Genomic DNA, 25,567 nt, shown 5'->3' on the forward strand with positions numbered 1-25,567 from the left:
TTCGGGCACAATGCACGCCGCTTTTGCCTGGCGCAGTTGCACCGGGCCATTCACTGGATACCGAGGGCTTTACTGCATGTCGAAAGAAGACAGCTTCGAAATGGAAGGCACTGTCGTCGACACCCTGCCCAACACCATGTTTCGTGTGGAGTTGGAAAATGGGCACGTCGTAACCGCGCATATCTCCGGCAAGATGCGCAAGAACTACATTCGTATTCTTACCGGTGACAAAGTGCGCGTCGAGCTGACGCCCTATGACTTGAGCAAAGGGCGCATCACTTACCGCGCTCGCTAAGCAAGTCAATACAAAACGCCCGGTTATGCCGGGCGTTTTTGTGTGCGCAGTATTTACCTGACACCTGAAAACCAATGTGGGAGGGGGCTTGCCCCCGATTGCAGTGGGTCAGTCAGTACACGGGTGACTGATATACCGCTATCGGGGGCAAGCCCCCTCCCACATTTGAACTTCGTCGTTTTGGTAATGGCGTTCCAGCAAAAAGGCGCCTTTCGGCGCCTTTTGTTATTGCAGGAACGATCAGGCCATTTCAGCCGTGGTTTCGAACTCGAAGGTCAGCTCGCCGTCCTTCAGGTCGATGTGCACCACGCCACCATGGTCGGAAAGCTCGCCGAAAAGGATCTCTTCGGCCAGTGGCCGCTTGATCTTGTCCTGGATCAGGCGCGCCATCGGGCGAGCGCCCATTGCCGCGTCGTAGCCACCCTCGGCAATCCAGCTGCGCGCCGCTTCCGTCACATCCAGCTGCACGCGCTTGTCTTCCAACTGCGCTTGAAGCTCGGTGAGGAACTTGTCCACCACACTTTTGATGACCTCATGGCTGAGGCGACCAAACTGGATAATGGTGTCCAGACGGTTGCGGAACTCCGGCGTAAAGCTCTTCTTGATCACTTCCATCGCATCGGAGGAGTGATCCTGATGGGTAAAGCCGATCGACGCCCGCGCAGCGGTTTCAGCGCCGGCGTTGGTGGTCATGATCACGATCACGTTGCGGAAGTCCGCCTTGCGCCCGTTGTTGTCGGTCAGGGTGCCGTGGTCCATCACCTGCAGCAGCAGGTTGAAGACTTCCGGATGCGCCTTTTCGATTTCATCGAGCAGCAATACGCAATGCGGCTGCTTGGTGATCGCCTCGGTCAACAGACCACCCTGGTCGAAGCCGACATAGCCCGGAGGCGCACCGATCAGGCGCGACACGGTGTGGCGCTCCATGTATTCGGACATGTCGAAGCGCACCAGCTCGATACCCATGGCCTTGGCCAATTGACGCGCCGCTTCGGTCTTGCCGACGCCGGTGGGGCCGGCAAACAGGAACGAACCCACTGGCTTGTCCGGCGACTTGAGGCCCGCACGCGACAACTTGATCGCAGTGGACAACGAGTCGATGGCCGCATCCTGACCGAACACGGTCAGTTTGAGGTCACGCTCCAGGTTACGCAGCAGCTCCTTGTCGGAACTGGTGACGTGTTTCGGCGGAATCCGCGCAATTTTCGCCACGATGTCCTCGACCTGCGGCACGTCGATGCGCTTCACACGTTTCTCGACCGGCTGCAGGCGCTGGTAGGCACCCGCTTCGTCGATCACATCGATCGCCTTGTCCGGCATATGCCGGTCATTGATATAGCGCGATGCCAGCTCAGCGGCCGAACGCAGCGCCTCATCGGTGTACTCGATGCCATGGTGCGCCTCGAAACGCCCCTTGAGCCCGCGCAGGATGCCAATGGTGTCTTCAACCGAAGGCTCGGACACGTCGACTTTCTGGAAGCGGCGCGCCAGGGCACGGTCTTTTTCGAAGATCCCGCGAAATTCCTGGAACGTGGTCGAGCCGATGCAGCGGATATCACCCGACGACAGCAGCGGCTTGAGCAGGTTGGACGCATCCATCACCCCACCCGATGCGGCACCGGCACCAATAATGGTGTGGATCTCGTCAATGAACAGGATCGCCTGCGGGCGTTTTTTCAGCTCGCCGAGCAACGCCTTGAAGCGCTTCTCGAAGTCGCCACGGTACTTGGTCCCGGCGAGCAATGCGCCCAGGTCCAAAGAGTAGACGACGCTGTTGGCCAGCAGGTCAGGGACCTGATTGTCGACGATACGCTTGGCCAGGCCCTCGGCGATCGCGGTTTTACCCACGCCCGCCTCACCTACCAGCAACGGGTTGTTCTTGCGACGACGCGCGAGGATCTGCGCTACGCGCTCAACCTCAAGCTCACGCCCCACCAGCGGATCGATCCGCCCCTGGCGCGCCAGTTCGTTGAGGTTGCTGGCATAGGCATCCAGCGGGTTGCTTGAAGAAGAAGACTCACCGCCTTCGTCGTCCTGCATATCCTGCTCACCCTCGGAATGATCGCCGTGCCCTGGCACCTTGGAGATACCGTGGGCGATGTAGTTAACGACGTCGATACGGGCAACGCTCTGCTGCTTGAGCAGAAACACGGCCTGGCTTTCCTGTTCGCTGAAAATTGCCACCAGCACATTGGCGCCCGTGACTTCACGCTTACCGGAGCTCTGTACGTGGAATACAGCACGCTGCAATACCCGCTGGAAGCCCAGGGTTGGCTGGGTCTCGCGGTCCTCGTCATGCACGGGGATCAGCGGCGTGGTGGAGTCGATAAACTCCTGCAGGTCATGCTTGAGTTTGTCGAGGTTGGCGCCGCACGCACGTAGAACGGTGGCGGCAGCTTCGTTATCCAAAAGTGCCAAAAGCAGGTGCTCGACGGTCATGAATTCATGACGCTTCGAACGAGCCTCCTTGAAGGCAAGATTGAGGGTGACTTCGAGCTCGCGGTTTAACATAGCTTCACCTCATACCCAAGTGGTCGGCGTTAACCGTCCTTCTCGATTTCACAGAGTAGCGGATGCTGGCTTTCCCTGGCGTACTGGTTGACCTGCATGGCCTTTGTCTCGGCGATGTCGCGGGTAAACACGCCACATACTGCCCGTCCTTCTGTGTGAACGGCCAGCATTACCTTGGTCGCCAACTCGCGGTTCAGGTTAAAAAACACCTCGAGCACTTCGACGACGAAATCCATCGGTGTGTAGTCATCATTGAACAAAACCACCTTGTACATCGGCGGCGCCTGTAAAGCAGGCTTGGCCTCCTGAACAGCAATGCCTGCAGAACCGTCGTCGTCATGTTCCTGATCCGGGCGATCCTGATTGAATGTTAGTCGAATCTGGCTATTTGCATGCATGGAAAGAAAGGTTCGTCAGTGGTTCAATTACAGTGGTGGGGGCGAGCTGTCAGAATTTCAACTCTGACCCTTTGGTCGCCTTGACTATCGGCAAATCGGTGTTACAACCAATAGAGCCCACAGTGGGTAAAAAAGGTCCGCGCAGTCAACCTTATTTATTCGGGTTAGGACGGATAGACAGGATGATACTCCAGTGATGGAGTCTGGTGCAGAGGGATAAGGGAATGGCTAGTGGTAAGGTCAGTTGGTTCAACAACGCCAAGGGGTTCGGGTTCCTTAGGACAGAAGGCTATGAAGAAGATATTTTCGTGCATTTCTCGCAGATAAAAATGGATGGGTATAAAACGCTGAAAGCGGGCCAGGCTGTACAGTTCGAAAAAATTGTCGAAGGGCCCAAAGGCAAGCAAGCCGAGGGCGTTTCTCCGTCCATCGACATTGCGAACGAAGCATCCGCAGGACTGGCCGATCAAGCTCAAGTAGAAAAGAAAGAAACTGCCTGACCCTCCGTCAGGGAAAAAACCGGCCACCGTATATCATCGGATGGCCGGTTTTCATGCACCCGCTTACATATGCTTGATCAGCGCATCACCGAAGCCAGACGACGAAACCAACGTGGCGCCATCCATCAGGCGTTCGAAGTCATAGGTCACAGTCTTCGCCGAAATCGCACCATTGGTGCCCTTGATGATCAGGTCAGCCGCCTCTACCCAGCCCATGTGCCGCAGCATCATTTCCGCTGAGAGAATCAACGAGCCCGGATTCACCTGATCCTTGCCCGCATACTTGGGCGCCGTACCGTGGGTGGCTTCGAACATGGCCACGGTGTCGGACAGGTTGGCGCCCGGCGCAATACCGATACCGCCCACTTCCGCCGCGAGGGCGTCGGACAGGTAGTCACCGTTGAGGTTAAGCGTCGCAATCACGTCATATTCAGCCGGACGCAGCAGGATCTGCTGAAGCATCGCATCGGCAATCGCATCCTTGACCACCACGTTCTTGCCGGTCTTGGGGTTCTTGAACTGCATCCACGGCCCGCCATCGAGCAGGGTCGCGCCGAATTCCTCGGCCGCCACTTCGTAGGCCCATTCCTTGAAGGCGCCTTCGGTGAACTTCATGATGTTGCCTTTGTGCACAATCGTCAGCGAGTCGCGGTCGTTATCCACCACATACTGCAGCGCCTTGCGCGCCAGACGCTTGGTGCCTTCCTTGGAAACCGGCTTCACGCCGATCCCGCAATCCTGGTCGAAACGGATCTTGGTGACGCCCATTTCCTCCTTGAGGAACTTGATCACCTTGATCGCCTCAGGCGAACCGGCCTTCCACTCGATGCCGGCGTAAATGTCCTCGGAGTTCTCGCGGAAAATGGTCATGTCCACATCGCCCGGTTTCTTGACCGGACTGGGCACGCCTTCGAACCAGCGCACCGGGCGCAGGCACACATACAGGTCCAGTTGCTGGCGCAGGGCCACGTTCAGCGAACGGATGCCGCCGCCGACCGGCGTGGTCAGCGGGCCCTTGATGGACACTACGTAATCCTTGACCGCATCCAGGGTTTCCTGGGGCAGCCAGGTGTCCTGGTCGTAGACTTGAGTCGCCTTCTCGCCGGCGTAGACCTCCATCCACGAGATCTTGCGCTTGCCGCCGTAGGCCTTTTCAACAGCGGCGTCGACCACCTTGATCATCACCGGGCTGATGTCGACGCCAATACCGTCACCTTCGATATAGGGAATGATCGGTTGGTCAGGAACATTGAGAGAATGGTCTGCATTGACGGTGATTTTGTCGCCGACTGCCGGAACCTGAATCTTCTTGTATCCCATGCTGAACTCCATCTATGGATTGAACATCTGGCTGCGTTCGAGCCTACTCCAGATATATGGCGACTGAAACCTTGCGCCATGCTCATTTGCATCGAAAACAGCATAAATTGTCGCCTACAAGCCTGAAACCAAAGGTAAAACCGCCAATCTTGAGCACAACGTGCAGCCTTGGGCAAACCCGGGCCACCTGCGACCTTTAGACCAATGGACGACGCACCTTTTGTATGAAGGCCCAGCGTAAGCATAGCGACCTATGTATAATGCCGCCGCTGACCCAAGAGTCACGACGGTTGACCGCTCTAGACAGTAGCCTTCAGCCAGAAAGCAGGACTATTACAATAGTCCAAACGCTTGACGCTCGACTGATGCAACCCAACATCACCGCGAAGAAACCTCGACATTTCGCTCATGGATGACTTTGAACGAACGCGCTCCACCCGGCGCATCTCGAGTTTCTGCGCACGCTTTCAGCAAAGAAGAGAGTTAATCCGAATATGCCCACCCGCTCGAAGATCATCTATACCTTCACCGACGAAGCCCCAGCCCTCGCCACCTATTCACTGCTGCCTATCGTAGAGGCCTTCACCGCTTCCGCTGATATTGCCGTGGAAACCCGCGATATTTCCCTCGCCGGGCGCATCCTCGCAAGCTTCCCCGAGCAACTGGGCGCCAAGGCCATCCCGGACCACCTCGCCGAACTGGGCGACCTGGCCGTTACGCCTGAAGCCAACATCATCAAGCTGCCTAACATCAGCGCCTCGACCCCGCAGCTGCAAGCCGCCATCAAGGAACTGCAGGCCCAGGGCTACGCCCTGCCGGACTACCCGGAAACCGTAACCACCGACGCGGAAAAAGAAACCCGTGCCCGTTACGACAAGGTCAAGGGCAGCGCGGTGAACCCGGTACTGCGCGAAGGCAACTCCGACCGCCGCGCGCCGCTGTCGGTCAAGAACTACGCACGCAAGCACCCGCACAAGATGGGCGCCTGGGCCGCCGACTCCAAGTCGCACATTGCCCACATGAGCAACGGCGACTTCTACGGCAGCGAAAAAGCCGTACAGATCGATGCCGCTGACGCTGTCAAAATCGAGCTGATCACTCAAGACGGCAGCGCCACCGTCCTGAAAGAAAAGACCACCGTACAGGCCGGCGAGATCATCGACACCGCCGTACTGAGCAAGAAGGCCCTGCGTGCGTTCATCGCCGCCGAGATCGAAGACGCCAAGAAACAAGGCGTACTGCTGTCGGTTCACTTGAAAGCCACCATGATGAAGGTCTCCGACCCGATCATGTTCGGCCAGATCGTTGCCGAGTTCTATAAAGACGCCCTGACCAAGCATGCGACCGTGCTGGAACAGATCGGCTTCAACCTGAACAACGGCATCGGCGACCTGTACGCCCGCATCAAGGCGCTGCCAGCTGACCAGCAGGCGCAGATCGAAGCGGACATCCAGGCCGTCTATGCCGCTCGCCCTGCCCTGGCGATGGTCAACTCCGACAAAGGCATCACCAACCTGCACGTGCCGAGCGACGTCATCGTCGACGCCTCGATGCCGGCCATGATCCGTGACTCCGGCAAGATGTGGGGCACCGACGGCCAGCTGCACGACACCAAGGCGGTGATCCCGGATCGCTGCTACGCCACCATTTATCAGGCGGTCATCGAAGACTGCAAGGCCAATGGCGCCTTCGACCCAACCACCATGGGCAGCGTGCCAAACGTTGGTCTGATGGCGAAGAAAGCCGAAGAGTACGGCTCGCACGACAAGACTTTCCAGATCAAGGCTGACGGAGTGGTCCGCGTCACCGACAGCAAGGGCAACCTGCTGATGGAACAGAAAGTCGAAGCCGGCGACATCTTCCGCATGTGCCAGACCAAAGACGCGCCGATCCAGGACTGGGTCAAGCTCGCCGTCAATCGCGCCCGCGCCAGCGACACCCCGGCCATCTTCTGGCTGGACCCTAAGCGCGCGCACGATGGCGTCGTGGTCGAGAAAGTTCAGGCCTACCTGAAAGACCACAACACCGAAGGCCTGGACATCCGCATCATGGCCCCGGTCGACGCGATGAAGTTCACCCTGGAACGCACCCGCAAGGGCCTGGACACCATCTCGGTGACCGGCAACGTACTGCGCGACTACCTGACCGACCTGTTCCCGATCATGGAACTGGGCACCAGCGCCAAGATGCTGTCGATCGTACCGCTGATGAACGGCGGCGGCCTGTTCGAAACCGGCGCCGGCGGTTCGGCACCGAAACACGTGCAGCAGCTGCTGGAAGAAAACTTCCTGCGCTGGGACTCCCTGGGCGAGTTCCTGGCCCTGGCCGCGTCCCTGGAGCACCTGGGCGTGACGTACAACAACCCGAAAGCCCTGGTACTGTCCAAGACCCTGGACCAGGCCACCGGCCAGTTCCTGGACAACAACAAGTCGCCATCGCGCAAAGTCGGCAACATCGACAACCGCGGCAGCCACTTCTACCTGGCGCTGTACTGGGCCCAGGCCCTGGCCGCCCAGAGCGAAGACACCGCACTGCAAGCGCAGTTCGGCGAACTGGCCAAGACCCTGGCCGAGAACGAAGCAACCATCGTTGCCGAGCTCAACGCCGTACAGGGCCAGCCAGTGGACATCGGCGGCTACTACGCGCCGAACCCGGAGCTGACCAGCAAGGCCATGCGCCCGAGCAATACGCTCAATGCGGCGATTGCCAAGTTGAAGTAAGGTTGTAAGGATGCAAAGAAGCCCCGGCCTTGTGCCGGGGTTTCTGTTTCCCGCGTTCAACTGAAGAAACCGAATCCAAATGTGGGAGGGTCAGTTAAGGCGAACACCAAACCTGTGGCGAGGGAGCTTGCTCCCGCTGGACTGCGCAGCAGGCCCATTGTTTGGGGCCGCTTCGCGGCCCAGCGGGAGCAAGCTCCCTCGCCACAGAGCTTCTCGCTTCTGCTGTCTCTTAACTGACTGGTATTGGGGCAAGCCCCCTCCCACACTGACCGCGATTCTGCTTGAAGAGCACGTTGCATCCTGAATCGAGAGGCATTCCATGACCTGGCAACCCCACATCACCGTCGCTACCATCGTCGAAGACAATGGCCGCTTCCTGATGGTCGAAGAACTCAAGGGCGGCCGCGCCGTGCTCAACCAACCGGCCGGCCACCTTGATCCAGACGAAACCCTCACCGAAGCCGCCGTGCGCGAAACCCTTGAAGAGACCGGCTGGGACGTCGAGGCCACCGGCATCGTCGGCATTTACCTGTACACCGCCCCGAGCAACGGCGTGACCTATCAAAGAGTCTGCTTTATCGCCAAAGCCCTGAAACACCACCCGGACTACCCACTCGACGAAGGCATCATCCGCGCCCGATGGCTGACCCGCGACGAATTGATGGCCTTGCGCGACGACTGGCGCAGCGAACTGATCATCCGCTGCATCGATGATTATCTGGCCGGTCAGCGCCACAGTCTGGAATTGATCCGCCCTTCTCTTTAGCCTTGCGGGCCCAGGCCTGCTAGAATCGCGTCCTTTTTCAAGACACCCGTTGATACCCTATGCGTGATCCAGCCCCTTCTGACACACAAAAGAAGCGCGTCATCGTCGGCATGTCCGGCGGCGTGGATTCTTCCGTTTCCGCCGTTCTGCTCATGGAGCAGGGTTATGAGGTGGAAGGCCTGTTCATGAAGAACTGGGAAGAAGACGATGGAACGGAATACTGCACTGCCATGGACGACCTCGCGGACGCCCAGGCGGTGTGTGACAAGATCGGTATCAAGCTGCACACCGCCAACTTCGCCGCCGAGTACTGGGACAACGTGTTCGAGCACTTCCTGGCCGAATACAAGGCTGGCCGCACGCCGAACCCGGACATCCTGTGTAACCGCGAGATCAAGTTCAAGGCGTTTCTCGACTACGCCATGATGCTCGGCGCCGACCTGATTGCCACTGGCCACTACGTGCGCCGCCGCGACATTGATGGTCGCACCGAGCTGCTCAAAGGCCTGGACCCGAACAAGGACCAGAGCTACTTCCTGCACGCCGTGGGCGGTGAACAGATCGCCAAGACCCTGTTCCCGGTGGGCGAGCTGGAAAAGCCCGAAGTGCGCAGGATCGCCGAGCAACACGGCCTGGCCACCGCCAAGAAGAAGGATTCCACCGGGATCTGCTTTATCGGCGAGCGCCGCTTCAGCGACTTCCTCAAGCAATACCTGCCGGCACAACCGGGCGAGATCCAGACCACCGAAGGTGAAGTGATCGGCCGTCACCACGGCCTGATGTACCACACCATCGGCCAGCGCCAGGGCCTGGGGATCGGCGGCTTGAAAGACGCCGGCGAAGAGCCGTGGTACGTGCTGATCAAGGACCTGGAAAACAACGTGCTGGTCGTCGGCCAGGGCAACGAGCACCCGCTGCTGTTCTCCGGCGCCCTGCTCGCTTCGGAAATCTATTGGGTCAACCCGATCGACCTAAGCACTCCGCGCCGCCTGACCGCCAAAGTGCGCTATCGCCAGAGCGACCAGCCGTGCACCCTGGAAAAAACCGCTACCGGCTACCGTGCCACGTTTGATGACCCGCAACGCGCGGTCACGCCGGGCCAGTCCGTGGTGTTCTATGACGGCGAAGTCTGCCTGGGCGGCGGTGTGATTGAAGTGGCGCAAGCCTGGAGCAACCCGGCATGAGCCCGACCCAGGAGCAATTGACCGCGCTGGGTGGGGTTTTCCTCGCCGCCGTACTGGTGGACAAGATCGCCAAGACCGGCCAGGTCACCGAGGCGGGCCTGACCTGCATGCTCGGCAGCCTGCTGATCCGCGACCCCAAGGACACCCTTGAAGTCTACGGTGGCGACGACCTGGCGCTGCGTGAAGGCTACCGTGCGCTGATCGGCGCCCTGGAACGCGACCCGAGCACCTTGCAGCGCGAGCCGTTGCGCTATGCATTGTCGATGCTCGGTCTTGAGCGCCAACTGGCCAAGCGCGAGGACATGCTTGAGACCATCGGCAAGCGCCTGCCGCAGATCCAGTCCCAGGTGGAGCACTTCGGCCCGGCCCACGAAAACGTGATCGCCGCCTGCGGCGCGCTTTACCAGGACACCTTGAGCACCTTGCGCCAGCGTATCCAGGTGCATGGCGACATGCGCAACCTGCAGCAACCGAACAACGCCTCGAAAATCCGCGCCCTGCTGCTGGCGGGGATTCGTTCGGCGCGCTTGTGGCGCCAACTGGGCGGCCACCGCTGGCAGCTGGTGATCAGCCGACGCAAATTGCTCAAAGAGCTTTACCCGTTGATGCGCAACGAATAAGTCGTATCAGCAGACCCTTTTCAAGCCGTTACGCGTAATACGCCGGTCAGTTGGCGACGGACCGGCGGATATTTTCATGTATGATACGCGCCCCATTTCGTTGCCCGACTGTCCGAGAACACCCCATGCAGCTTTCTTCGCTCACTGCGGTTTCCCCTGTTGACGGCCGCTACGCCGGCAAAACCCAGGCCCTGCGCCCAATTTTCAGCGAGTACGGCCTGATCCGTGCCCGTGTCCTGGTTGAAGTGCGCTGGCTCCAGCGCCTGGCCGCTCACCCTGCCATCAGCGAAGTGCCGGCGTTTTCCGCCCAAGCCAACGCTGTGCTCAACACCCTGGCGGAAAACTTCTCCCTGGAGCACGCCGAGCGTGTCAAAGAGATCGAGCGCACCACCAACCACGACGTCAAAGCCATCGAATACCTGCTCAAGGAGCAAGCGGCCAAGCTGCCGGAACTGGCCCAGGTCAGCGAGTTCATCCACTTTGCCTGCACCAGCGAGGACATCAACAACCTGTCCCACGCCCTGATGCTGCGCGAAGGCCGTGATGACGTGATGCTGCCCCTGATGCGCCAGACCGCCGACGCCATCCGTGAGCTGGCAATCCGTTTCGCCGCCGTGCCGATGCTGTCGCGCACCCATGGCCAGCCGGCTTCGCCGACCACCCTGGGTAAGGAACTGGCCAACGTGGTGTACCGCCTGGAGCGCCAGATCGCTCAAGTCGCCGCCGTGCCATTGCTGGGCAAGATCAACGGCGCGGTAGGCAACTACAACGCTCACCTGTCGGCCTACCCCGAGATCGACTGGGAAGCCAACGCCCGCGCCTTTATCGAAGACGAGCTGGGCCTGGGCTTCAACCCCTACACCACGCAGATCGAACCTCACGACTACATCGCCGAGCTGTTCGACGCCATTGCGCGCTTCAACACCATCCTGATCGACTTCGATCGCGATATCTGGGGCTACATCTCCCTGGGCTACTTCAAGCAGCGCACCATTGCCGGTGAAATCGGTTCGTCGACCATGCCGCACAAGGTCAACCCGATCGACTTCGAAAACTCCGAAGGCAACCTCGGCATCGCCAATGCGCTGTTCCAGCACCTGGCCAGCAAACTGCCGATCTCGCGCTGGCAGCGCGACCTGACCGACTCCACCGTACTGCGTAATCTCGGCGTGGGCTTTGCCCACAGCGTGATCGCGTACGAAGCCAGCCTCAAAGGCATCAGCAAGCTGGAACTCAACGAGCAGAAGATCGCCGCTGACCTGGACGCCTGCTGGGAAGTCCTGGCCGAGCCGATCCAGACCGTGATGCGCCGCTACAACATCGAAAACCCGTACGAGAAGCTCAAAGAATTGACGCGCGGCAAGGGGATCACCTCCGACGCACTGCAAACTTTCATCGACGGCCTGGACATGCCAGCCGCTGCCAAGGCCGAGCTGAAACTGCTGACCCCGGCCAACTACATCGGCAACGCCGTCGAACAAGCCAAACGCATCTGATCAGCGCACGACCCTTTAAGACGCCCGGCCGCGCCGGGCGTTTTTATTCCCGTCTTAAAAGTGCTTTTTTTCAATAGGTTACACATGAATCCTGATATTCCTCTTCAACTTCTGGGCGGCATCACGGCACGGGAATTCCTGCGCGACTACTGGCAGAAAAAACCACTGCTGATCCGCCAGGCCATCCCTGATTTCGAAAGCCCGATCGACGCCGACGAACTGGCCGGCCTGGCCCTGGAAGAAGAAGTCGAGTCGCGCCTGGTGATCGAACACGGCGAACGTCCGTGGGAGCTGCGTCGCGGCCCGTTCGCCGAAGACGCCTTCAGCACCCTGCCCGAGCGTGAGTGGACCCTGCTGGTGCAGGCGGTCGACCAGTTCGTGCCGGAAGTTGCCGAATTGCTCGAAAACTTCCGCTTCCTGCCGAGCTGGCGCATCGACGACGTGATGATCAGCTTCGCCGCGCCGGGTGGCAGCGTCGGTCCGCACTTCGACAACTACGACGTATTCCTGCTGCAGGCCCAAGGCAAGCGCAACTGGAAGATCGGCCAGATGTGCAACTCTGAAAGTGCGCTGCTGCAGCACGCCGACCTGCGCATCCTCGCTGAATTCGAAGAAAGCGCCGAATGGGTGCTGGAGCCGGGCGACATGCTGTACCTGCCGCCGCGCCTGGCGCACTTCGGCATTGCCGAAGACGACTGCATGACCTACTCGGTAGGCTTCCGCGCCCCGAGCGCGGCCGAAGTGCTGACCCACTTCACCGACTTCCTCAGCCAGTACCTGACCGACGAAGAGCGCTACACCGACGCCGACGCCCAGCCGGTCAGCGACCCGCACCAGATCCAGAGCGACGCCCTGGACCGCCTCAAGAGCCTGTTGGCCGAGCACATGAGCGACGAGCGCATGCTGCTGACCTGGTTCGGCCAGTTCATGACCGAACCGCGCTACCCGGAGCTGGTGGCGGGCGAAGAGGTGGGCGAGGAGGATTTCATCAGCAGCCTGCAAGACGGCGCGATCCTGGTACGCAACCCAAGCGCGCGCCTGGCCTGGTCGGAAGTGGACGACGATGTGCTGCTGTTCGCCAGCGGCCAGAGCCGTTACCTGCCGGGCAAACTGCGCGAACTGCTGAAGCTGGTGTGCTCGGCAGACGCCCTGCACAGCGAAAACCTCGGCGTTTGGCTGGCCGACGAAGACGGTCGCGACTTGCTGTGCGAACTGGTCAAGCAAGGCAGCCTGGGGTTTGCGGATGAATAAGATTCACGTAAGTGTCGCGGACTGGCGAAAGGATATCGACGAGATTCGGCGCATTCGTGAAGCGGTATTTATCGCTGAACAATCGGTTCCACCGGAGCTTGAATGGGATGCGGACGACGCCGGCGCCATGCATTTCCTGGCATTCGAAGGCGACTTTCCGATTGGCACGGCTCGTTTGCTGCCCAGTGGCGAGATCGGGCGCGTCTCGGTGCTCAAGGACTGGCGCGGGCTGAAGGTCGGCGACAAGCTGATGGAAGCAGTGATTGGCCAGGCTGAGCAACGCGGCCAGACCAGGCAGTTTCTCAGTGCGCAAGTGTACGCGGCGCCGTTTTATGAGCGACTGGGCTTCAAGATCGTCAGCGAGGAATTCCTGGAAGTCGGGATTCCTCATGTCGATATGGTGCGTGAGGGCTGATTCCAGACCGCGTCGCCACCATCGGGGGCAAGCCCCCTTCCACACTTGACCGCGTGGTCATTGTGGGAGGGGGCTTGCCCCCGATGACTATTTCAGCAACACCCCAAAATGCCCTGCCATGCCAGGGCATTTTGCCGTCTACGATTCAACTTGCGCGCTGCCACGCCGACAAACTGGCACTATCACGCCAAATGACTCGCAGAGATCACGGACATGTCCCTACGCACCCTGCTCACCGCCCTCCTCCTGACCGCGAGCGTCTCGGCCATGGCCGACACCCAGGTGGTCAACCTGAGCAACCGCACCAGCGCCGACCTGCTGCCGGTCGCGCAGAATTTCATCGGCAAGGACGGCACCGTCAGCGCCTACGGCAACCAACTGATCGTCAACGCCGAACCGAGCAAGATCGAGGCGTTGCGCGCGCTGCTTGGCCAATTGGACACGCCCGCCAAGCGCTTGCTGATCACCGTCGACACCAATGAAAACAATCAGCAGAACAGCGGCGACAGCCAGACCCGCATCATCAGCTACGGCACCACCAGCCGCGACGGCGGGATCCAGCAGATCCAGGCCAGTGAAGGCGTACCCGCGCTGATCCAGGTCGGCCAAAGCGTACCGCTGACCACCACCCAGCAGGACAGCTACGGGCGCCTGCAGAACCAGACCCAGTATCGCAATGTCACCCAGGGCTTTTACGTGACCGCAAGCGTCACCGGCGAGACCGTTCACCTCGCCATCAGTACCAACCGTGACCGCATGAGCCAGGAACGTCCCGATGTAGTGAACGTACAAAGTACCGACACAAGCGTCAGCGGTCGCCTGGGCGAGTGGATCACCCTGGCTGGCATCAACCGTGAAACTCAAGCCGACAAATCCTCTACAACCCGCAGCTACTCTACTCAGGGCCGCGATGACCTGACGGTGCGGGTCAAAGTCGACACGCTGAACTGAAGCACCGAAAACTGACTGGCGAGTCGTATTAGACCAAAGATGTAGTGCTTTAAAAAAAGCACTACAAAACGTTTGACGAGCCAAAAAAGCATGGGCATGATGGCCTCGCTCCCGCTAATCAGGGGCCCTGGCAAGGGCCTTCGGATCGTCGCTCTAAACTACCCACCTGAGCCGATTCGTGTCTGTACCGCCCACAAGGTGTGTTTGACGTTGGTTGCGACTGGAACGAAGTTGTCCCGAGGGACGGAAGCTAACCAGGTAACCCGGCTACACACTGATGGATCGTACCAAGGCCCACGATGCCCGAAGACCGTTCGCAGTTTGCCCTTACCTGCTCAATTTCCCCCTTGAGCCGATCGTTCATCCCGTCGCCCTCCCCGTCAGACCCGGCTTGACCGCCCAAGCTTCTGGTCAGCGAGCAGCCATAACCACGTACTGACTACGCGGCTGGCAAATGGAATTTTCCACCTAGACCTATGCGACGAGGTTTTTCCCCATGGCACTGACACGCGAACAGCAAATTGCAGCCCTTGAAAAAGACTGGGCTGAAAACCCACGCTGGAAAGGCGTGACCCGCGCTTATTCCGCTGTTGACGTCGTCCGCCTGCGTGGCTCGGTCCAGCCTGAGCACACCTTTGCAAAACTCGGCGCCGAGAAGCTGTGGAACCTGGTCACCCAAGGTGCCAAGCCGTCCTTCCGTCCCGACAAAGATTTCGTCAACTGCATGGGCGCCCTCACTGGCGGCCAGGCAGTACAACAGGTAAAAGCCGGTATCCAGGCGATCTACCTGTCCGGCTGGCAAGTGGCAGCGGACAACAACTCCGCTGAATCCATGTACCCCGACCAATCGCTGTACCCGGTGGACTCCGTACCGACCGTGGTCAAGCGCATCAACAACTCGTTCCGCCGTGCCGACCAGATCCAGTGGAAAGCCGGCAAGAACCCGGGCGATGAAGGCTACATCGACTACTTCGCCCCTATCGTGGCGGACGCTGAAGCCGGTTTCGGTGGCGTACTCAACGCCTACGAACTGATGAAAAGCATGATCGAGGCTGGCGCTGCCGGCGTGCACTTCGAAGACCAGCTGGCTTCGGTGAAAAAATGCGGCCACATGGGCGGCAAGGTTCTGGTGCCCACTCAGGAAGCCGTACAGAAGCTCACCGCTGCCCGCCTGGCCGCTGACGTTGCCGGTACGCCAACCATCATCCTGGCGCGCACCGACGCCAACGCCGCCGACCTGTTGACCTCGGACTGCGACCCGTACGACCAGCCGTTCGTGACCGGCCAGCGCACCCAGGAAGGCTTCTACAAAGTGCGCGCCGGTCTTGACCAGGCGATCGCCCGTGGCCTGGCCTACGCGCCCTATGCCGACCTGATCTGGTGCGAAACCGCCAAGCCGGACCTGGACGAAGCCCGCCGCTTCGCCGAAGCGATCAAAAAGGAATACCCGGACCAACTGCTGTCCTACAACTGCTCGCCTTCCTTCAACTGGAAGAAGAACCTGGACGACGCGACCATCGCCAAGTTCCAGCGCGAACTGTCCGCCATGGGCTACAAGCACCAGTTCATTACCCTGGCCGGCATTCACAACATGTGGCACAGCATGTTCAACCTGGCGCACGACTACGCCCGCAACGACATGACCGCCTACGTGAAGCTGCAGGAGCAGGAGTTCGCTGACGCCGCCAAGGGCTACACCTTTGTGGCGCACCAGCAGGAAGTGGGCACCGGCTACTTCGACGACATGACCACCGTCATCCAGGGTGGCACCTCGTCCGTCACCGCGCTGACCGGTTCCACCGAAGAAGAGCAGTTCCACTAAGCATCGCGTACACGGCCATTGCGGCCCCAGGGAAGACCTAACCGCAGTGCCGCACAACAATCACGCCCCGACTGGTTCGGGGCGTTTTTTTGCCCCCAGCAGCACTAAAATTAAATGTGGGAGGGGGCTTGCCCCCGATTGCAGTGGATCAGCAACACAAGCGTCGACTGACACACCGCGATCGGGGGCAAGCCCCCTCCCACATCGGAATGCGATCAGCCTGAAGATTCTGCGCAAAAGATTGATCCAGAGCGGTATGCGCCCAGGTCCGATCGGTTAAAAGAACCGCTGCGGCAACTAAACAGCATTCAAGCAAGTAACGGTAACTTCCCCGCCACATGAGAAACATTCGCTTAAAACCTGCGCAAACAATATTCATTATCATTTGGCGCGCGAAAACTTCGTTACAGCTAAAACAAAACACATTTGATAAAAAGCCGCCTAATGCCCACTACGCAAGGGCTTGAGCCCCACAAAGGTGCACTATGTGCTTATTCCGTCGAATAATTTCGCTACAGGAATTTTACTTGCCCGGTGTTTAGCCATAAAATCACCGCGATTGATTGCAGTGCGACATATCGTCACTGCATCGTTACTTTTTCGAGCTCAGAGACCTTTGCTCTCTGTTAAGGATTTCCAGCATGACCGACGCGACAGGACTCATGGCCCACAACTGGGGCTTTGCCATTTTCCTCCTCGGTGTTGTAGGCCTTTGCGCCTTCATGCTCGGCGTCTCCAGCCTCCTCGGGTCAAAAGCCTGGGGCCGCAGCAAAAACGAACCGTTCGAGTCCGGCATGCTACCTACAGGTGGCGCCCGCTTGCGGCTCTCAGCAAAATTCTATCTGGTCGCGATGCTCTTCGTGATCTTCGATATCGAAGCCCTCTTTCTCTTTGCCTGGTCTGTGTCCGTTCGCGAAAGCGGCTGGACCGGATTCGTCGAAGCCCTCGTTTTCATAGCAATTCTGTTGGCAGGTCTTGTCTACCTATTTCGAGTGGGCGCCCTTGACTGGGCTCCGGAAGCTCGTCGTAAGCGGCAAGCGAAGCTGAAACAATGAGGCTTTGGCGATGCAATACAATCTCACCAGGATCGACCCGGATGCTCCTAACGAGCAGTACCCCATCGGCGAACGGGAAACCGTTTCCGACCCGTTAGAAGACCAAGTCCACAAAAACATCTACATGGGCAAGCTCGAAGACGTGCTGAGTGGCGCGGTCAACTGGGGGCGTAAAAACTCCCTGTGGCCGTACAACTTCGGCCTTTCGTGCTGCTACGTGGAAATGACCACCGCCTTCACGGCGCCCCACGACATCGCGCGCTTTGGCGCCGAAGTTATCCGGGCATCGCCGCGTCAGGCGGATTTCATGGTTATCGCCGGTACCTGCTTCATCAAGATGGCGCCGATCATTCAGCGTCTCTATGAGCAAATGCTCGAACCCAAGTGGGTGATCTCCATGGGTTCGTGCGCCAACTCCGGTGGCATGTACGACATCTACTCGGTCGTTCAAGGGGTGGACAAGTTCCTGCCCGTGGACGTCTACGTGCCTGGCTGCCCGCCCCGTCCCGAAGCATTCCTGCAAGGCTTGATGCTGCTGCAGGAATCGATTGGCAAGGAGCGTCGCCCACTTTCCTGGGTGGTCGGTGATCAAGGCGTATACCGCGCCGAGATGCCGTCTCAAAAGGAACAGCGCCGCGAACAGCGTATTCAGGTCACCAACCTGCGCAGCCCCGACGAAGTCTGATCCAGCCCGCTTCTTTTTATAGAACGAAAACCTGGCTTCATTCTTTACGTTGACCGAAAGCGATAAAAAACCATGACTACAGGCAGTGCTCTACGCATCCCGCCTTATAAGGCAGACGACCAGGATGTGGTCGTCGAACTCAATAACCGTTTTGGCCCTGACGCCTTCACCGCCCAGGCCACACGCACCGGCATGCCGGTGCTGTGGGTGGCGCGTGCCAGGCTTGTCGAAGTCCTGACCTTCCTGCGCAACCTGCCCAAGCCGTACGTCATGCTCTATGACCTGCATGGCGTGGACGAGCGTCTGCGCACCAAGCGTCAGGGCCTGCCGAGCGGCGCCGATTTCACCGTGTTCTACCACTTGATGTCGCTGGAACGTAACAGCGACGTGATGCTCAAGGTCGCGCTGTCCGAGGGCGACCTGAGCATGCCGAGCGTGACCGGTATCTGGCCGAACGCCAACTGGTACGAGCGCGAAGTCTGGGACATGTTCGGTATCGACTTCCCCGGCCACCCGCACCTGTCGCGCATCATGATGCCGCCGACCTGGGAAGGTCACCCGCTGCGCAAGGACTTCCCTGCTCGCGCCACCGAATTCGACCCGTTCACCCTCAACCTGGCCAAGCAGCAGCTCGAAGAAGAGTCTGCGCGCTTCCGCCCGGAAGACTGGGGCATGAAGCGTTCCGGCACCAACGAGGACTACATGTTCCTCAACCTGGGCCCGAACCACCCTTCGGCTCACGGTGCGTTCCGTATCATCCTGCAACTGGACGGCGAAGAGATCGTCGACTGCGTTCCGGACATCGGCTACCACCACCGTGGTGCCGAGAAGATGGCCGAGCGCCAGTCCTGGCACAGCTATATCCCCTACACCGACCGTATCGACTACCTCGGCGGCGTGATGAACAACCTGCCGTACGTGCTCTCGGTCGAGAAGCTGGCCGGCATCACCGTACCGGACCGCGTCGACACCATCCGCATCATGATGGCCGAGTTCTTCCGGATCACCAGCCACCTGCTGTTCCTGGGTACCTATATCCAGGACGTCGGCGCCATGACCCCGGTGTTCTTCACCTTCACCGACCGTCAACGCGCCTACAAGGTCATCGAAGCCATCACCGGTTTCCGCCTGCACCCGGCCTGGTACCGAATCGGCGGCGTGGCCCACGACCTGCCCAATGGCTGGGAGCGCCTGGTCAAGGAATTCGTCGAGTGGATGCCCAAGCGTCTGGACGAATACCAGAAGGCCGCGCTGGATAACAGCATCCTCAAGGGCCGTACCATCGGCGTGGCCCAGTACAACACCAAAGAGGCCCTGGAATGGGGCGTCACCGGTGCCGGCCTGCGTTCCACCGGGCTCGATTTCGACCTGCGCAAGGCGCGCCCGTACTCCGGCTACCAGAACTTCGAGTTCGAAATTCCGACAGCCGTGAATGGCGATGCCTACGACCGTTGCATCGTGCGCGTCGAAGAAATGCGCCAGAGCCTGAAGATCATCGAGCAGTGCATGCGCAACATGCCGGCAGGCCCGTACAAGGCGGATCACCCGCTGACCACGCCGCCGCCCAAAGAGCGCACGCTGCAGCACATCGAAACCCTGATCACGCACTTCCTGCAGGTTTCGTGGGGCCCGGTCATGCCGGCCAACGAGTCCTTCCAGATGATTGAAGCGACCAAGGGCATCAACAGTTATTACCTGACGAGCGATGGCGGCACCATGAGCTACCGCACCCGGATTCGCACCCCAAGCTTCCCGCACTTGCAGCAGATCCCTTCGGTGATCAAAGGCGAGATGGTCGCGGACTTGATTGCGTACCTGGGTAGTATCGATTTCGTTATGGCCGACGTGGACCGCTAAGCATGAACAGCACGCTTATCCAGACAGACCGTTTCACCTTGAGTGAAACCGAGCGCTCGGCCATCGAGCACGAGCTGCATCACTACGAAGACCCGCGCGCGGCGTCGATCGAAGCCTTGAAGATCGTGCAAAAGGAACGTGGCTGGGTGCCGGACGGCGCCCTCTACGCCATCGGCGAGATCCTTGGCATCCCGGCCAGCGACGTTGAAGGCGTGGCGACGTTCTACAGCCAGATCTTCCGCCAGCCGGTCGGCCGCCACATCATTCGGGTGTGCGACAGCATGGTCTGCTACATCGGTGGCCACGAATCCGTGGTCAGCGAGATCCAGGCCAAGCTGGGCATCGGCCTGGGCCAGACCACCGCAGACGGCCGCTTCACGCTGCTGCCGGTGTGCTGCCTGGGCAACTGCGACAAGGCGCCGGCGTTGATGATCGACGACGACACATTCGGTGACGTGCAGCCTGCTGGCGTGACCCAATTGCTCGAGGGCTACCCATGACCCTGACTTCCTTCGGCCCGGCCAACCTGATCAAGCGTTCGGCCGAGACCCACCCGCTGACCTGGCGCCTGCGTGACGACGGCGAGCCTGTATGGCTCGACGAGTACCAGGCCAAGAACGGCTACGCCGCCGCGCGCAAGGCCTTCGCCGACATGGCCCAGGACGACATCGTCCAGACCGTGAAAGACGCCGGCCTCAAGGGCCGCGGCGGCGCAGGCTTTCCCACGGGCGTGAAGTGGGGCCTGATGCCCAAAGACGAATCCATCAATATCCGCTACCTGCTATGCAACGCGGATGAAATGGAGCCCAACACCTGGAAAGACCGCATGCTGATGGAGCAACTGCCCCATCTGCTGATCGAAGGCATGCTCATCAGTGCCCGCGCGCTGAAAACCTACCGCGGCTACATCTTCCTGCGTGGCGAATACACCACCGCCGCCAAGCACCTCAACCGTGCCGTGGCTGAAGCCAAGGCGGCGGGCCTGCTGGGCAAGAACATCCTGGGTTCGGGTTTTGATTTCGAACTGTTCGTGCACACCGGCGCCGGGCGTTACATCTGCGGTGAAGAAACCGCACTGATCAACTCCCTCGAAGGCCGCCGCGCCAACCCGCGCTCCAAGCCGCCCTTCCCTGCCGCCGTCGGCGTGTGGGGCAAGCCGACGTGCGTGAACAACGTCGAAACCCTGTGCAACGTGCCGGCGATCATCGCCGACGGCGTGGACTGGTACAAATCCCTGGCCCGCGAAGGCAGTGAAGACATGGGCACCAAGCTCATGGGCTTCTCCGGCAAGGTCAAGAACCCTGGCCTGTGGGAGCTGCCGTTCGGCGTGACCGCACGCGAGCTGTTCGAGGACTACGCCGGCGGCATGCGCGACGGCTACACCCTCAAGGCCTGGCAGCCAGGCGGCGCCGGCACCGGCTTCCTGCTGCCCGAGCACCTGGACGCGCAGATGTATGCCGGCGGCATCGGCAAGGTGGGCACCCGGATGGGTACCGGCCTGGCGATGGCGGTGGACAACACGGTGAACATGGTCTCGCTGCTGCGCAACATGGAGCAGTTCTTTGCCCGTGAATCCTGCGGCTTCTGCACCCCCTGCCGTGACGGCCTGCCGTGGAGCGTCAAGCTGCTGATGGCCCTGGAAAATGGTGAAGGCCGCGAGGGTGACATCGAAACCCTGCTGGGCCTGGTTGGTTTCCTCGGCCCAGGCAAGACCTTCTGTGCGCACGCACCGGGCGCCGTGGAACCATTGGGCAGCGCAATCAAATACTTCCGCCCTGAATTCGAGGCCGGCATCGCGCCAAACCGCGCGGGCGAACTCACTCAGGTGGTATCACCGACCATGGTCGGTGCGTAGCGCTTAAAGAAGCGAAGGGTTCATGCCTTTCGCTTTTCTCGTGTGCGGACGCCTTGATGGCTGTGTAGATGCACATGAATAACAAGATTCCATTAGCCACGCCCGCTGACAACGGGCCAACGAAGAACTTTGAACCATGGCCACTATCCACGTAGACGGCAAAGCGCTCGAAGTCGATGGGGCGGACAACCTGTTACAGGCATGTCTGTCTCTCGGCCTCGACATCCCGTATTTCTGCTGGCACCCCGCGCTCGGTAGCGTCGGTGCCTGTCGCCAGTGTGCGGTCAAGCAGTACACCGACGAGAACGACACCCGTGGTCGTATCGTCATGTCCTGCATGACCCCAGCCACCGACAACACCTGGATCTCCATCGACGATGATGAATCCAAGGCGTTCCGCGCCAGTGTCGTCGAATGGCTGATGACCAACCACCCCCACGACTGCCCGGTCTGTGAGGAAGGCGGTCACTGCCACCTGCAAGACATGACGGTGATGACCGGCCACAACGAGCGCCGCTATCGCTTCACCAAGCGCACCCACCAGAACCAGGACCTCGGCCCGTTCATTTCCCACGAAATGAACCGCTGCATCGCCTGCTACCGTTGCGTGCGTTTCTATAAGGACTACGCCGGCGGCACCGACCTGGGCGTGTTCGGCGCCCACGACAACGTGTACTTCGGTCGCGTTGAAGACGGCGTGCTCGAAAGCGAGTTCTCCGGCAACCTCACCGAGGTCTGCCCGACCGGTGTGTTCACCGACAAGACCCACTCCGAGCGCTACAACCGTAAGTGGGACATGCAATTCGCGCCGAGCATCTGCCATGGCTGCTCCAGCGGTTGCAACATCTCGCCGGGCGAGCGCTACGGTGAATTGCGTCGTATCGAAAACCGCTTCAACGGTTCGGTCAACCAGTACTTCCTGTGCGACCGTGGCCGTTTCGGCTATGGCTACGTCAACCGCGAAGACCGTCCACGCCAGCCGCTGCTGGCCGATGGCGCCAAGCTGAGCCTGGACGCCGCGCTGGACAAGGCCGCCGACCTGCTGCGTGGTCGTAACATCGTTGGTATTGGTTCGCCGCGCGCCAGCCTCGAAAGCAACTTCGCGTTGCGCGAGCTGGTCGGCGCCGAGCACTTCTACTGCGGTATCGAAGCCGGCGAGCTGGAACGTATCCGTCTGGTCCTGCAAGTGCTGAACGACAGCCCGCTGCCAGTGCCGAACATGCGCGACATCGAAGACCACGATGCGATCTTCGTGCTCGGTGAAGACCTGACCCAGACCGCCGCGCGTATCGCGCTGTCGCTGCGTCAGTCGGTCAAAGGCAAGGCCGAGGAAATGGCCGACGCCATGCGCGTCCAGCCCTGGCTCGACGCCGCGGTGAAAAACATCGGCCAGCACGCGCTGAACCCCCTGTTTATCGCTTCCCTGGCTGAAACAAAGCTCGACGACATCGCCGAAGAATGCGTCCACGCCGCACCGGACGACCTGGCACGCATCGGCTTCGCCGTGGCCCACGCCCTCGACGCCAGCGCGCCTGCCGTTGACGGCCTGGACACTGAAGCCCTGGCCCTGGCCCAGCGCATCGCCGATGCCCTGCTGGCCGCCAAGCGCCCGCTGATCATCGCCGGTACCTCGCTGGGTTCCAAGGCGCTGATCGAAGCCGCCGCCAACATCGCCAAGGCCCTGAAGCTGCGCGACAAGAACGGCTCCATCAGCCTGGTCGTACCGGAAGCCAACAGCCTTGGCCTGGCCATGCTCGGTGGCGAGTCCGTGGACGCGGCCCTGCAAGCGGTGACCGACGGCCACGCCGACGCGATCGTGGTGCTGGAAAACGACCTGTACACCCGCACCGCTGCGGCCAAGGTTGACGCTGCACTCAACGCCGCCAAGGTGCTGATCGTGGCCGACCACCAGAAGACCGCCACCAGCGAGCGTGCGCACCTGGTACTGCCGGCCGCTACCTTCGCCGAAGGCGACGGTACCCTGGTCAGCCAGGAGGGCCGCGCCCAGCGCTTCTTCCAGGTGTTCGATCCGAAGTACATGGACGCCAGCATCCTGGTTCACGAAGGCTGGCGCTGGCTGCATGCCCTGCGCGCGACCCTGCTGAACCAGCCGATCGACTGGACCCAGCTGGACCACGTCACCGCCGCGACCGCCGCCAGCGCACCGCAGCTGGCGCGCATCGTCGACGCCGCACCGTCCGCCGCGTTCCGCATCAAGGGCTTGAAACTGGCCCGCGAGCCGCTGCGTTACTCCGGTCGTACCGCCATGCGCGCCAACATCAGCGTGCACGAACCACGTACCCCGCAAGACGCCGACACCGCGTTCGCCTTCTCCATGGAAGGTTACTCGGGTTCGGTCGAGCCACGTCAGCAGGTGCCATTCGCCTGGTCGCCGGGCTGGAACTCGCCGCAGGCCTGGAACAAGTTCCAGGACGAAGTCGGTGGTCACATCCGCGCTGGCGACCCGGGCACCCGCCTGATCGAAAGCACCGGTGATTCGCTGAACTGGTTCGCTGCCGTGCCACGTCCGTTCAACCCGGCACCGGGTACCTGGCAGGTCGTGCCGTTCTTCCACCTGTTCGGCAGCGAAGAGAACTCTTCCAAGGCCGCGCCGGTTCAGGAACGCATTCCAGCCGCCTACGTGGCCCTGGCCAAGTCCGAAGCCGACCGTCTGGGCGTCAACGACGGCGCCCTGCTCAGCCTGAACGTGGCCGGCCAGACCTTGCGTCTGCCGCTGCGCATCAACGAAGAGCTGGGTGCCGGCCTGGTTGCACTGCCTAAGGGCATCGCCGGTATTCCTCCAGCGATCTTTGGCCAAACCGTTGACGGTCTGCAGGAGGCAGCGCAATGACCTGGTTCACCCCTGAAGTGATCGACGTGATCATCTCGGTCGTCAAGGCCATCGTGATCCTGTTGGCCGTGGTCGTTGCGGGCGCCCTGCTCAGCTTCGTCGAACGTCGCCTGCTGGGCTGGTGGCAGGACCGTTACGGTCCGAACCGCGTTGGCCCGTTCGGCATGTTCCAGATCGCCGCCGACATGCTCAAGATGTTCTTCAAGGAAGACTGGACCCCGCCGTTTGCCGACAAGGTGATCTTCACCCTGGCACCGGTCGTGGCCATGAGCGCCTTGCTGATTGCCTTCGCGATCATCCCGATCACCCCGACCTGGGGCGTGGCGGACCTGAACATCGGCCTGCTGTTCTTCTTCGCCATGGCGGGCCTGTCGGTGTACGCGGTGCTGTTCGCCGGTTGGTCGAGCAACAACAAGTTCGCCCTGCTGGGCAGCTTGCGGGCCTCGGCGCAAACCGTATCCTATGAAGTGTTCATGGGGCTGGCGCTGATGGGCATCGTGGTGCAGGTTGGCTCGTTCAACATGCGCGATATCGTCGAGTACCAGGCACAGAACCTGTGGTTCATCATTCCGCAGTTCTTTGGCTTCTGCACCTTCTTCATCGCTGGCGTGGCCGTGACTCACCGTCACCCCTTCGACCAGCCGGAAGCGGAGCAGGAACTGGCCGACGGTTACCACATTGAATATGCCGGCATGAAGTGGGGCATGTTCTTCGTCGGTGAGTACATCGGCATCATCTTGATCTCGGCCCTGCTGGTGACGCTGTTCTTTGGCGGCTGGCACGGTCCGTTTGGCATCCTGCCGCAGTTGGCCTTCTTCTGGTTCTTCCTGAAGACCGCGTTCTTCATCATGCTGTTCATCCTGCTGCGCGCCTCGATTCCGCGCCCGCGCTATGACCAGGTGATGGATTTCAGCTGGAGATTCTGCCTGCCGCTGACCCTGATCAATTTGCTGGTGACGGCCGCCGTCGTGTTGTTGAACACGCCAGCAGCCGCGGTTCAGTGAGGATTTGACCC

At 60.5% G+C, this 25,567-nt stretch carries 21 protein-coding genes; 18 read left to right on the plus strand and 3 right to left on the minus strand.

The window, feature by feature from the left end:
• Window positions 1-76: 76 nt before the first annotated feature.
• Complete coding sequence (gene infA / locus SC318_RS15790; RefSeq protein ID WP_002553999.1) at window positions 77-295, plus strand: translation initiation factor IF-1; 219 nt, start codon at window positions 77-79, stop codon at window positions 293-295.
• A gap of 240 nt (window positions 296-535) precedes the next feature.
• On the opposite strand, the gene clpA is transcribed toward infA, so the two are convergent.
• Complete coding sequence (clpA, locus tag SC318_RS15795; protein WP_306493455.1) at window positions 536-2,806, minus strand: ATP-dependent Clp protease ATP-binding subunit ClpA; 2,271 nt, start codon at window positions 2,804-2,806, stop codon at window positions 536-538.
• A 29-nt stretch (window positions 2,807-2,835) separates the two neighbouring features.
• Entirely contained in the window at window positions 2,836-3,204 is a 369-nt protein-coding gene (gene clpS, locus SC318_RS15800; RefSeq protein ID WP_005789091.1) for an ATP-dependent Clp protease adapter ClpS, read from the minus strand.
• Between the two features lie 224 nt (window positions 3,205-3,428).
• Here clpS and SC318_RS15805 point away from each other — a divergent pair, with 224 nt between their 5' ends.
• Window positions 3,429-3,704, plus strand: coding sequence for a cold shock domain-containing protein (locus SC318_RS15805; RefSeq protein ID WP_320427553.1), 276 nt, complete (start codon window positions 3,429-3,431; stop codon window positions 3,702-3,704).
• A gap of 63 nt (window positions 3,705-3,767) precedes the next feature.
• Here SC318_RS15805 and icd read toward each other — a convergent pair whose 3' ends face one another.
• Window positions 3,768-5,024 carry an NADP-dependent isocitrate dehydrogenase gene (gene icd / locus SC318_RS15810; protein ID WP_005789095.1) on the minus strand — a complete coding sequence of 419 codons (1,257 nt, stop codon included), beginning with the start codon at window positions 5,022-5,024 and terminating at the stop codon, window positions 3,768-3,770.
• A 494-nt stretch (window positions 5,025-5,518) separates the two neighbouring features.
• Between icd and SC318_RS15815 the strand changes: the two genes are divergently transcribed.
• From SC318_RS15815 to nuoH, 16 genes are all read left to right on the plus strand, one after another.
• A complete protein-coding gene (locus SC318_RS15815) occupies window positions 5,519-7,744 on the plus strand; it encodes an NADP-dependent isocitrate dehydrogenase (RefSeq protein WP_320427554.1) in 2,226 nt (741 codons plus the stop codon).
• Window positions 7,745-8,063: 319 nt separating this feature from the next.
• Window positions 8,064-8,510 (plus strand): NUDIX hydrolase, encoded by a 447-nt coding sequence (locus tag SC318_RS15820; protein ID WP_320427555.1) that lies wholly within the window; start codon window positions 8,064-8,066, stop codon window positions 8,508-8,510.
• Window positions 8,511-8,569: 59 nt separating this feature from the next.
• Window positions 8,570-9,694: a tRNA 2-thiouridine(34) synthase MnmA gene (mnmA, locus tag SC318_RS15825; RefSeq protein WP_320427556.1), complete on the plus strand. Its 1,125-nt coding sequence runs from the start codon at window positions 8,570-8,572 to the stop codon at window positions 9,692-9,694.
• A complete protein-coding gene (gene hflD / locus SC318_RS15830; protein ID WP_016969254.1) occupies window positions 9,691-10,314 on the plus strand; it encodes a high frequency lysogenization protein HflD in 624 nt (207 codons plus the stop codon). The genes mnmA and hflD overlap by 4 nt, the downstream gene beginning before the upstream one ends.
• Window positions 10,315-10,439: 125 nt before the next feature.
• Window positions 10,440-11,810, plus strand: coding sequence for an adenylosuccinate lyase (gene purB, locus SC318_RS15835; protein WP_124387129.1), 1,371 nt, complete (start codon window positions 10,440-10,442; stop codon window positions 11,808-11,810).
• Between the two features lie 84 nt (window positions 11,811-11,894).
• Window positions 11,895-13,061, plus strand: a complete 1,167-nt coding sequence (locus SC318_RS15840; protein WP_320427557.1) for a ribosomal protein uL16 3-hydroxylase — start codon at window positions 11,895-11,897, stop codon at window positions 13,059-13,061.
• A complete protein-coding gene (locus SC318_RS15845) occupies window positions 13,054-13,476 on the plus strand; it encodes a GNAT family N-acetyltransferase (protein ID WP_320427558.1) in 423 nt (140 codons plus the stop codon). Before SC318_RS15840 ends, SC318_RS15845 begins: the two co-directional genes overlap by 8 nt.
• Window positions 13,477-13,689: 213 nt before the next feature.
• Window positions 13,690-14,427, plus strand: a complete 738-nt coding sequence (locus SC318_RS15850; protein WP_320427559.1) for a secretin N-terminal domain-containing protein — start codon at window positions 13,690-13,692, stop codon at window positions 14,425-14,427.
• A 496-nt stretch (window positions 14,428-14,923) separates the two neighbouring features.
• Window positions 14,924-16,249 carry an isocitrate lyase gene (gene aceA, locus SC318_RS15855; RefSeq protein WP_320427560.1) on the plus strand — a complete coding sequence of 442 codons (1,326 nt, stop codon included), beginning with the start codon at window positions 14,924-14,926 and terminating at the stop codon, window positions 16,247-16,249.
• Between the two features lie 641 nt (window positions 16,250-16,890).
• Window positions 16,891-17,304: an NADH-quinone oxidoreductase subunit A gene (locus SC318_RS15860; RefSeq protein WP_003192109.1), complete on the plus strand. Its 414-nt coding sequence runs from the start codon at window positions 16,891-16,893 to the stop codon at window positions 17,302-17,304.
• Window positions 17,305-17,314: 10 nt separating this feature from the next.
• Window positions 17,315-17,989, plus strand: coding sequence for a NuoB/complex I 20 kDa subunit family protein (locus tag SC318_RS15865; protein ID WP_003219572.1), 675 nt, complete (start codon window positions 17,315-17,317; stop codon window positions 17,987-17,989).
• Between the two features lie 72 nt (window positions 17,990-18,061).
• Entirely contained in the window at window positions 18,062-19,846 is a 1,785-nt protein-coding gene (nuoC, locus tag SC318_RS15870) for an NADH-quinone oxidoreductase subunit C/D (protein ID WP_320427561.1), read from the plus strand.
• 2 nt (window positions 19,847-19,848) lie between these two features.
• Window positions 19,849-20,346, plus strand: coding sequence for an NADH-quinone oxidoreductase subunit NuoE (nuoE, locus tag SC318_RS15875; RefSeq protein WP_003232080.1), 498 nt, complete (start codon window positions 19,849-19,851; stop codon window positions 20,344-20,346).
• Entirely contained in the window at window positions 20,343-21,701 is a 1,359-nt protein-coding gene (gene nuoF / locus SC318_RS15880; RefSeq protein ID WP_306493468.1) for an NADH-quinone oxidoreductase subunit NuoF, read from the plus strand. The genes nuoE and nuoF overlap by 4 nt, the downstream gene beginning before the upstream one ends.
• 136 nt (window positions 21,702-21,837) lie before the next feature.
• Complete coding sequence (gene nuoG, locus SC318_RS15885; RefSeq protein WP_320427562.1) at window positions 21,838-24,552, plus strand: NADH-quinone oxidoreductase subunit NuoG; 2,715 nt, start codon at window positions 21,838-21,840, stop codon at window positions 24,550-24,552.
• Window positions 24,549-25,556 (plus strand): NADH-quinone oxidoreductase subunit NuoH, encoded by a 1,008-nt coding sequence (nuoH, locus tag SC318_RS15890; protein ID WP_003174724.1) that lies wholly within the window; start codon window positions 24,549-24,551, stop codon window positions 25,554-25,556. Before nuoG ends, nuoH begins: the two co-directional genes overlap by 4 nt.
• Window positions 25,557-25,567: the final 11 nt, after the last annotated feature.

The organism is Pseudomonas sp. MUP55 (assembly GCF_034043515.1).
GTDB lineage: Bacteria > Pseudomonadota > Gammaproteobacteria > Pseudomonadales > Pseudomonadaceae > Aquipseudomonas.

Coding starts and splice junctions, on each gene's coding strand:
- SC318_RS15815 (WP_320427554.1), top strand. CDS start 5,519: ATGCCCACCCGCTCGAAGATCATCTATACCTTCACCGACGAAGCCCCA.
- SC318_RS15865 (WP_003219572.1), top strand. CDS start 17,315: ATGCAATACAATCTCACCAGGATCGACCCGGATGCTCCTAACGAGCAG.
- clpS (WP_005789091.1), bottom strand. CDS start 3,204: ATGCATGCAAATAGCCAGATTCGACTAACATTCAATCAGGATCGCCCG.
- aceA (WP_320427560.1), top strand. CDS start 14,924: ATGGCACTGACACGCGAACAGCAAATTGCAGCCCTTGAAAAAGACTGG.
- nuoE (WP_003232080.1), top strand. CDS start 19,849: ATGAACAGCACGCTTATCCAGACAGACCGTTTCACCTTGAGTGAAACC.
- nuoH (WP_003174724.1), top strand. CDS start 24,549: ATGACCTGGTTCACCCCTGAAGTGATCGACGTGATCATCTCGGTCGTC.
- SC318_RS15840 (WP_320427557.1), top strand. CDS start 11,895: ATGAATCCTGATATTCCTCTTCAACTTCTGGGCGGCATCACGGCACGG.
- clpA (WP_306493455.1), bottom strand. CDS start 2,806: ATGTTAAACCGCGAGCTCGAAGTCACCCTCAATCTTGCCTTCAAGGAG.
- infA (WP_002553999.1), top strand. CDS start 77: ATGTCGAAAGAAGACAGCTTCGAAATGGAAGGCACTGTCGTCGACACC.
- nuoF (WP_306493468.1), top strand. CDS start 20,343: ATGACCCTGACTTCCTTCGGCCCGGCCAACCTGATCAAGCGTTCGGCC.
- purB (WP_124387129.1), top strand. CDS start 10,440: ATGCAGCTTTCTTCGCTCACTGCGGTTTCCCCTGTTGACGGCCGCTAC.
- hflD (WP_016969254.1), top strand. CDS start 9,691: ATGAGCCCGACCCAGGAGCAATTGACCGCGCTGGGTGGGGTTTTCCTC.
- icd (WP_005789095.1), bottom strand. CDS start 5,024: ATGGGATACAAGAAGATTCAGGTTCCGGCAGTCGGCGACAAAATCACC.
- nuoG (WP_320427562.1), top strand. CDS start 21,838: ATGGCCACTATCCACGTAGACGGCAAAGCGCTCGAAGTCGATGGGGCG.
- SC318_RS15860 (WP_003192109.1), top strand. CDS start 16,891: ATGACCGACGCGACAGGACTCATGGCCCACAACTGGGGCTTTGCCATT.
- SC318_RS15805 (WP_320427553.1), top strand. CDS start 3,429: ATGGCTAGTGGTAAGGTCAGTTGGTTCAACAACGCCAAGGGGTTCGGG.
- SC318_RS15850 (WP_320427559.1), top strand. CDS start 13,690: ATGTCCCTACGCACCCTGCTCACCGCCCTCCTCCTGACCGCGAGCGTC.
- mnmA (WP_320427556.1), top strand. CDS start 8,570: ATGCGTGATCCAGCCCCTTCTGACACACAAAAGAAGCGCGTCATCGTC.
- nuoC (WP_320427561.1), top strand. CDS start 18,062: ATGACTACAGGCAGTGCTCTACGCATCCCGCCTTATAAGGCAGACGAC.
- SC318_RS15845 (WP_320427558.1), top strand. CDS start 13,054: ATGAATAAGATTCACGTAAGTGTCGCGGACTGGCGAAAGGATATCGAC.
- SC318_RS15820 (WP_320427555.1), top strand. CDS start 8,064: ATGACCTGGCAACCCCACATCACCGTCGCTACCATCGTCGAAGACAAT.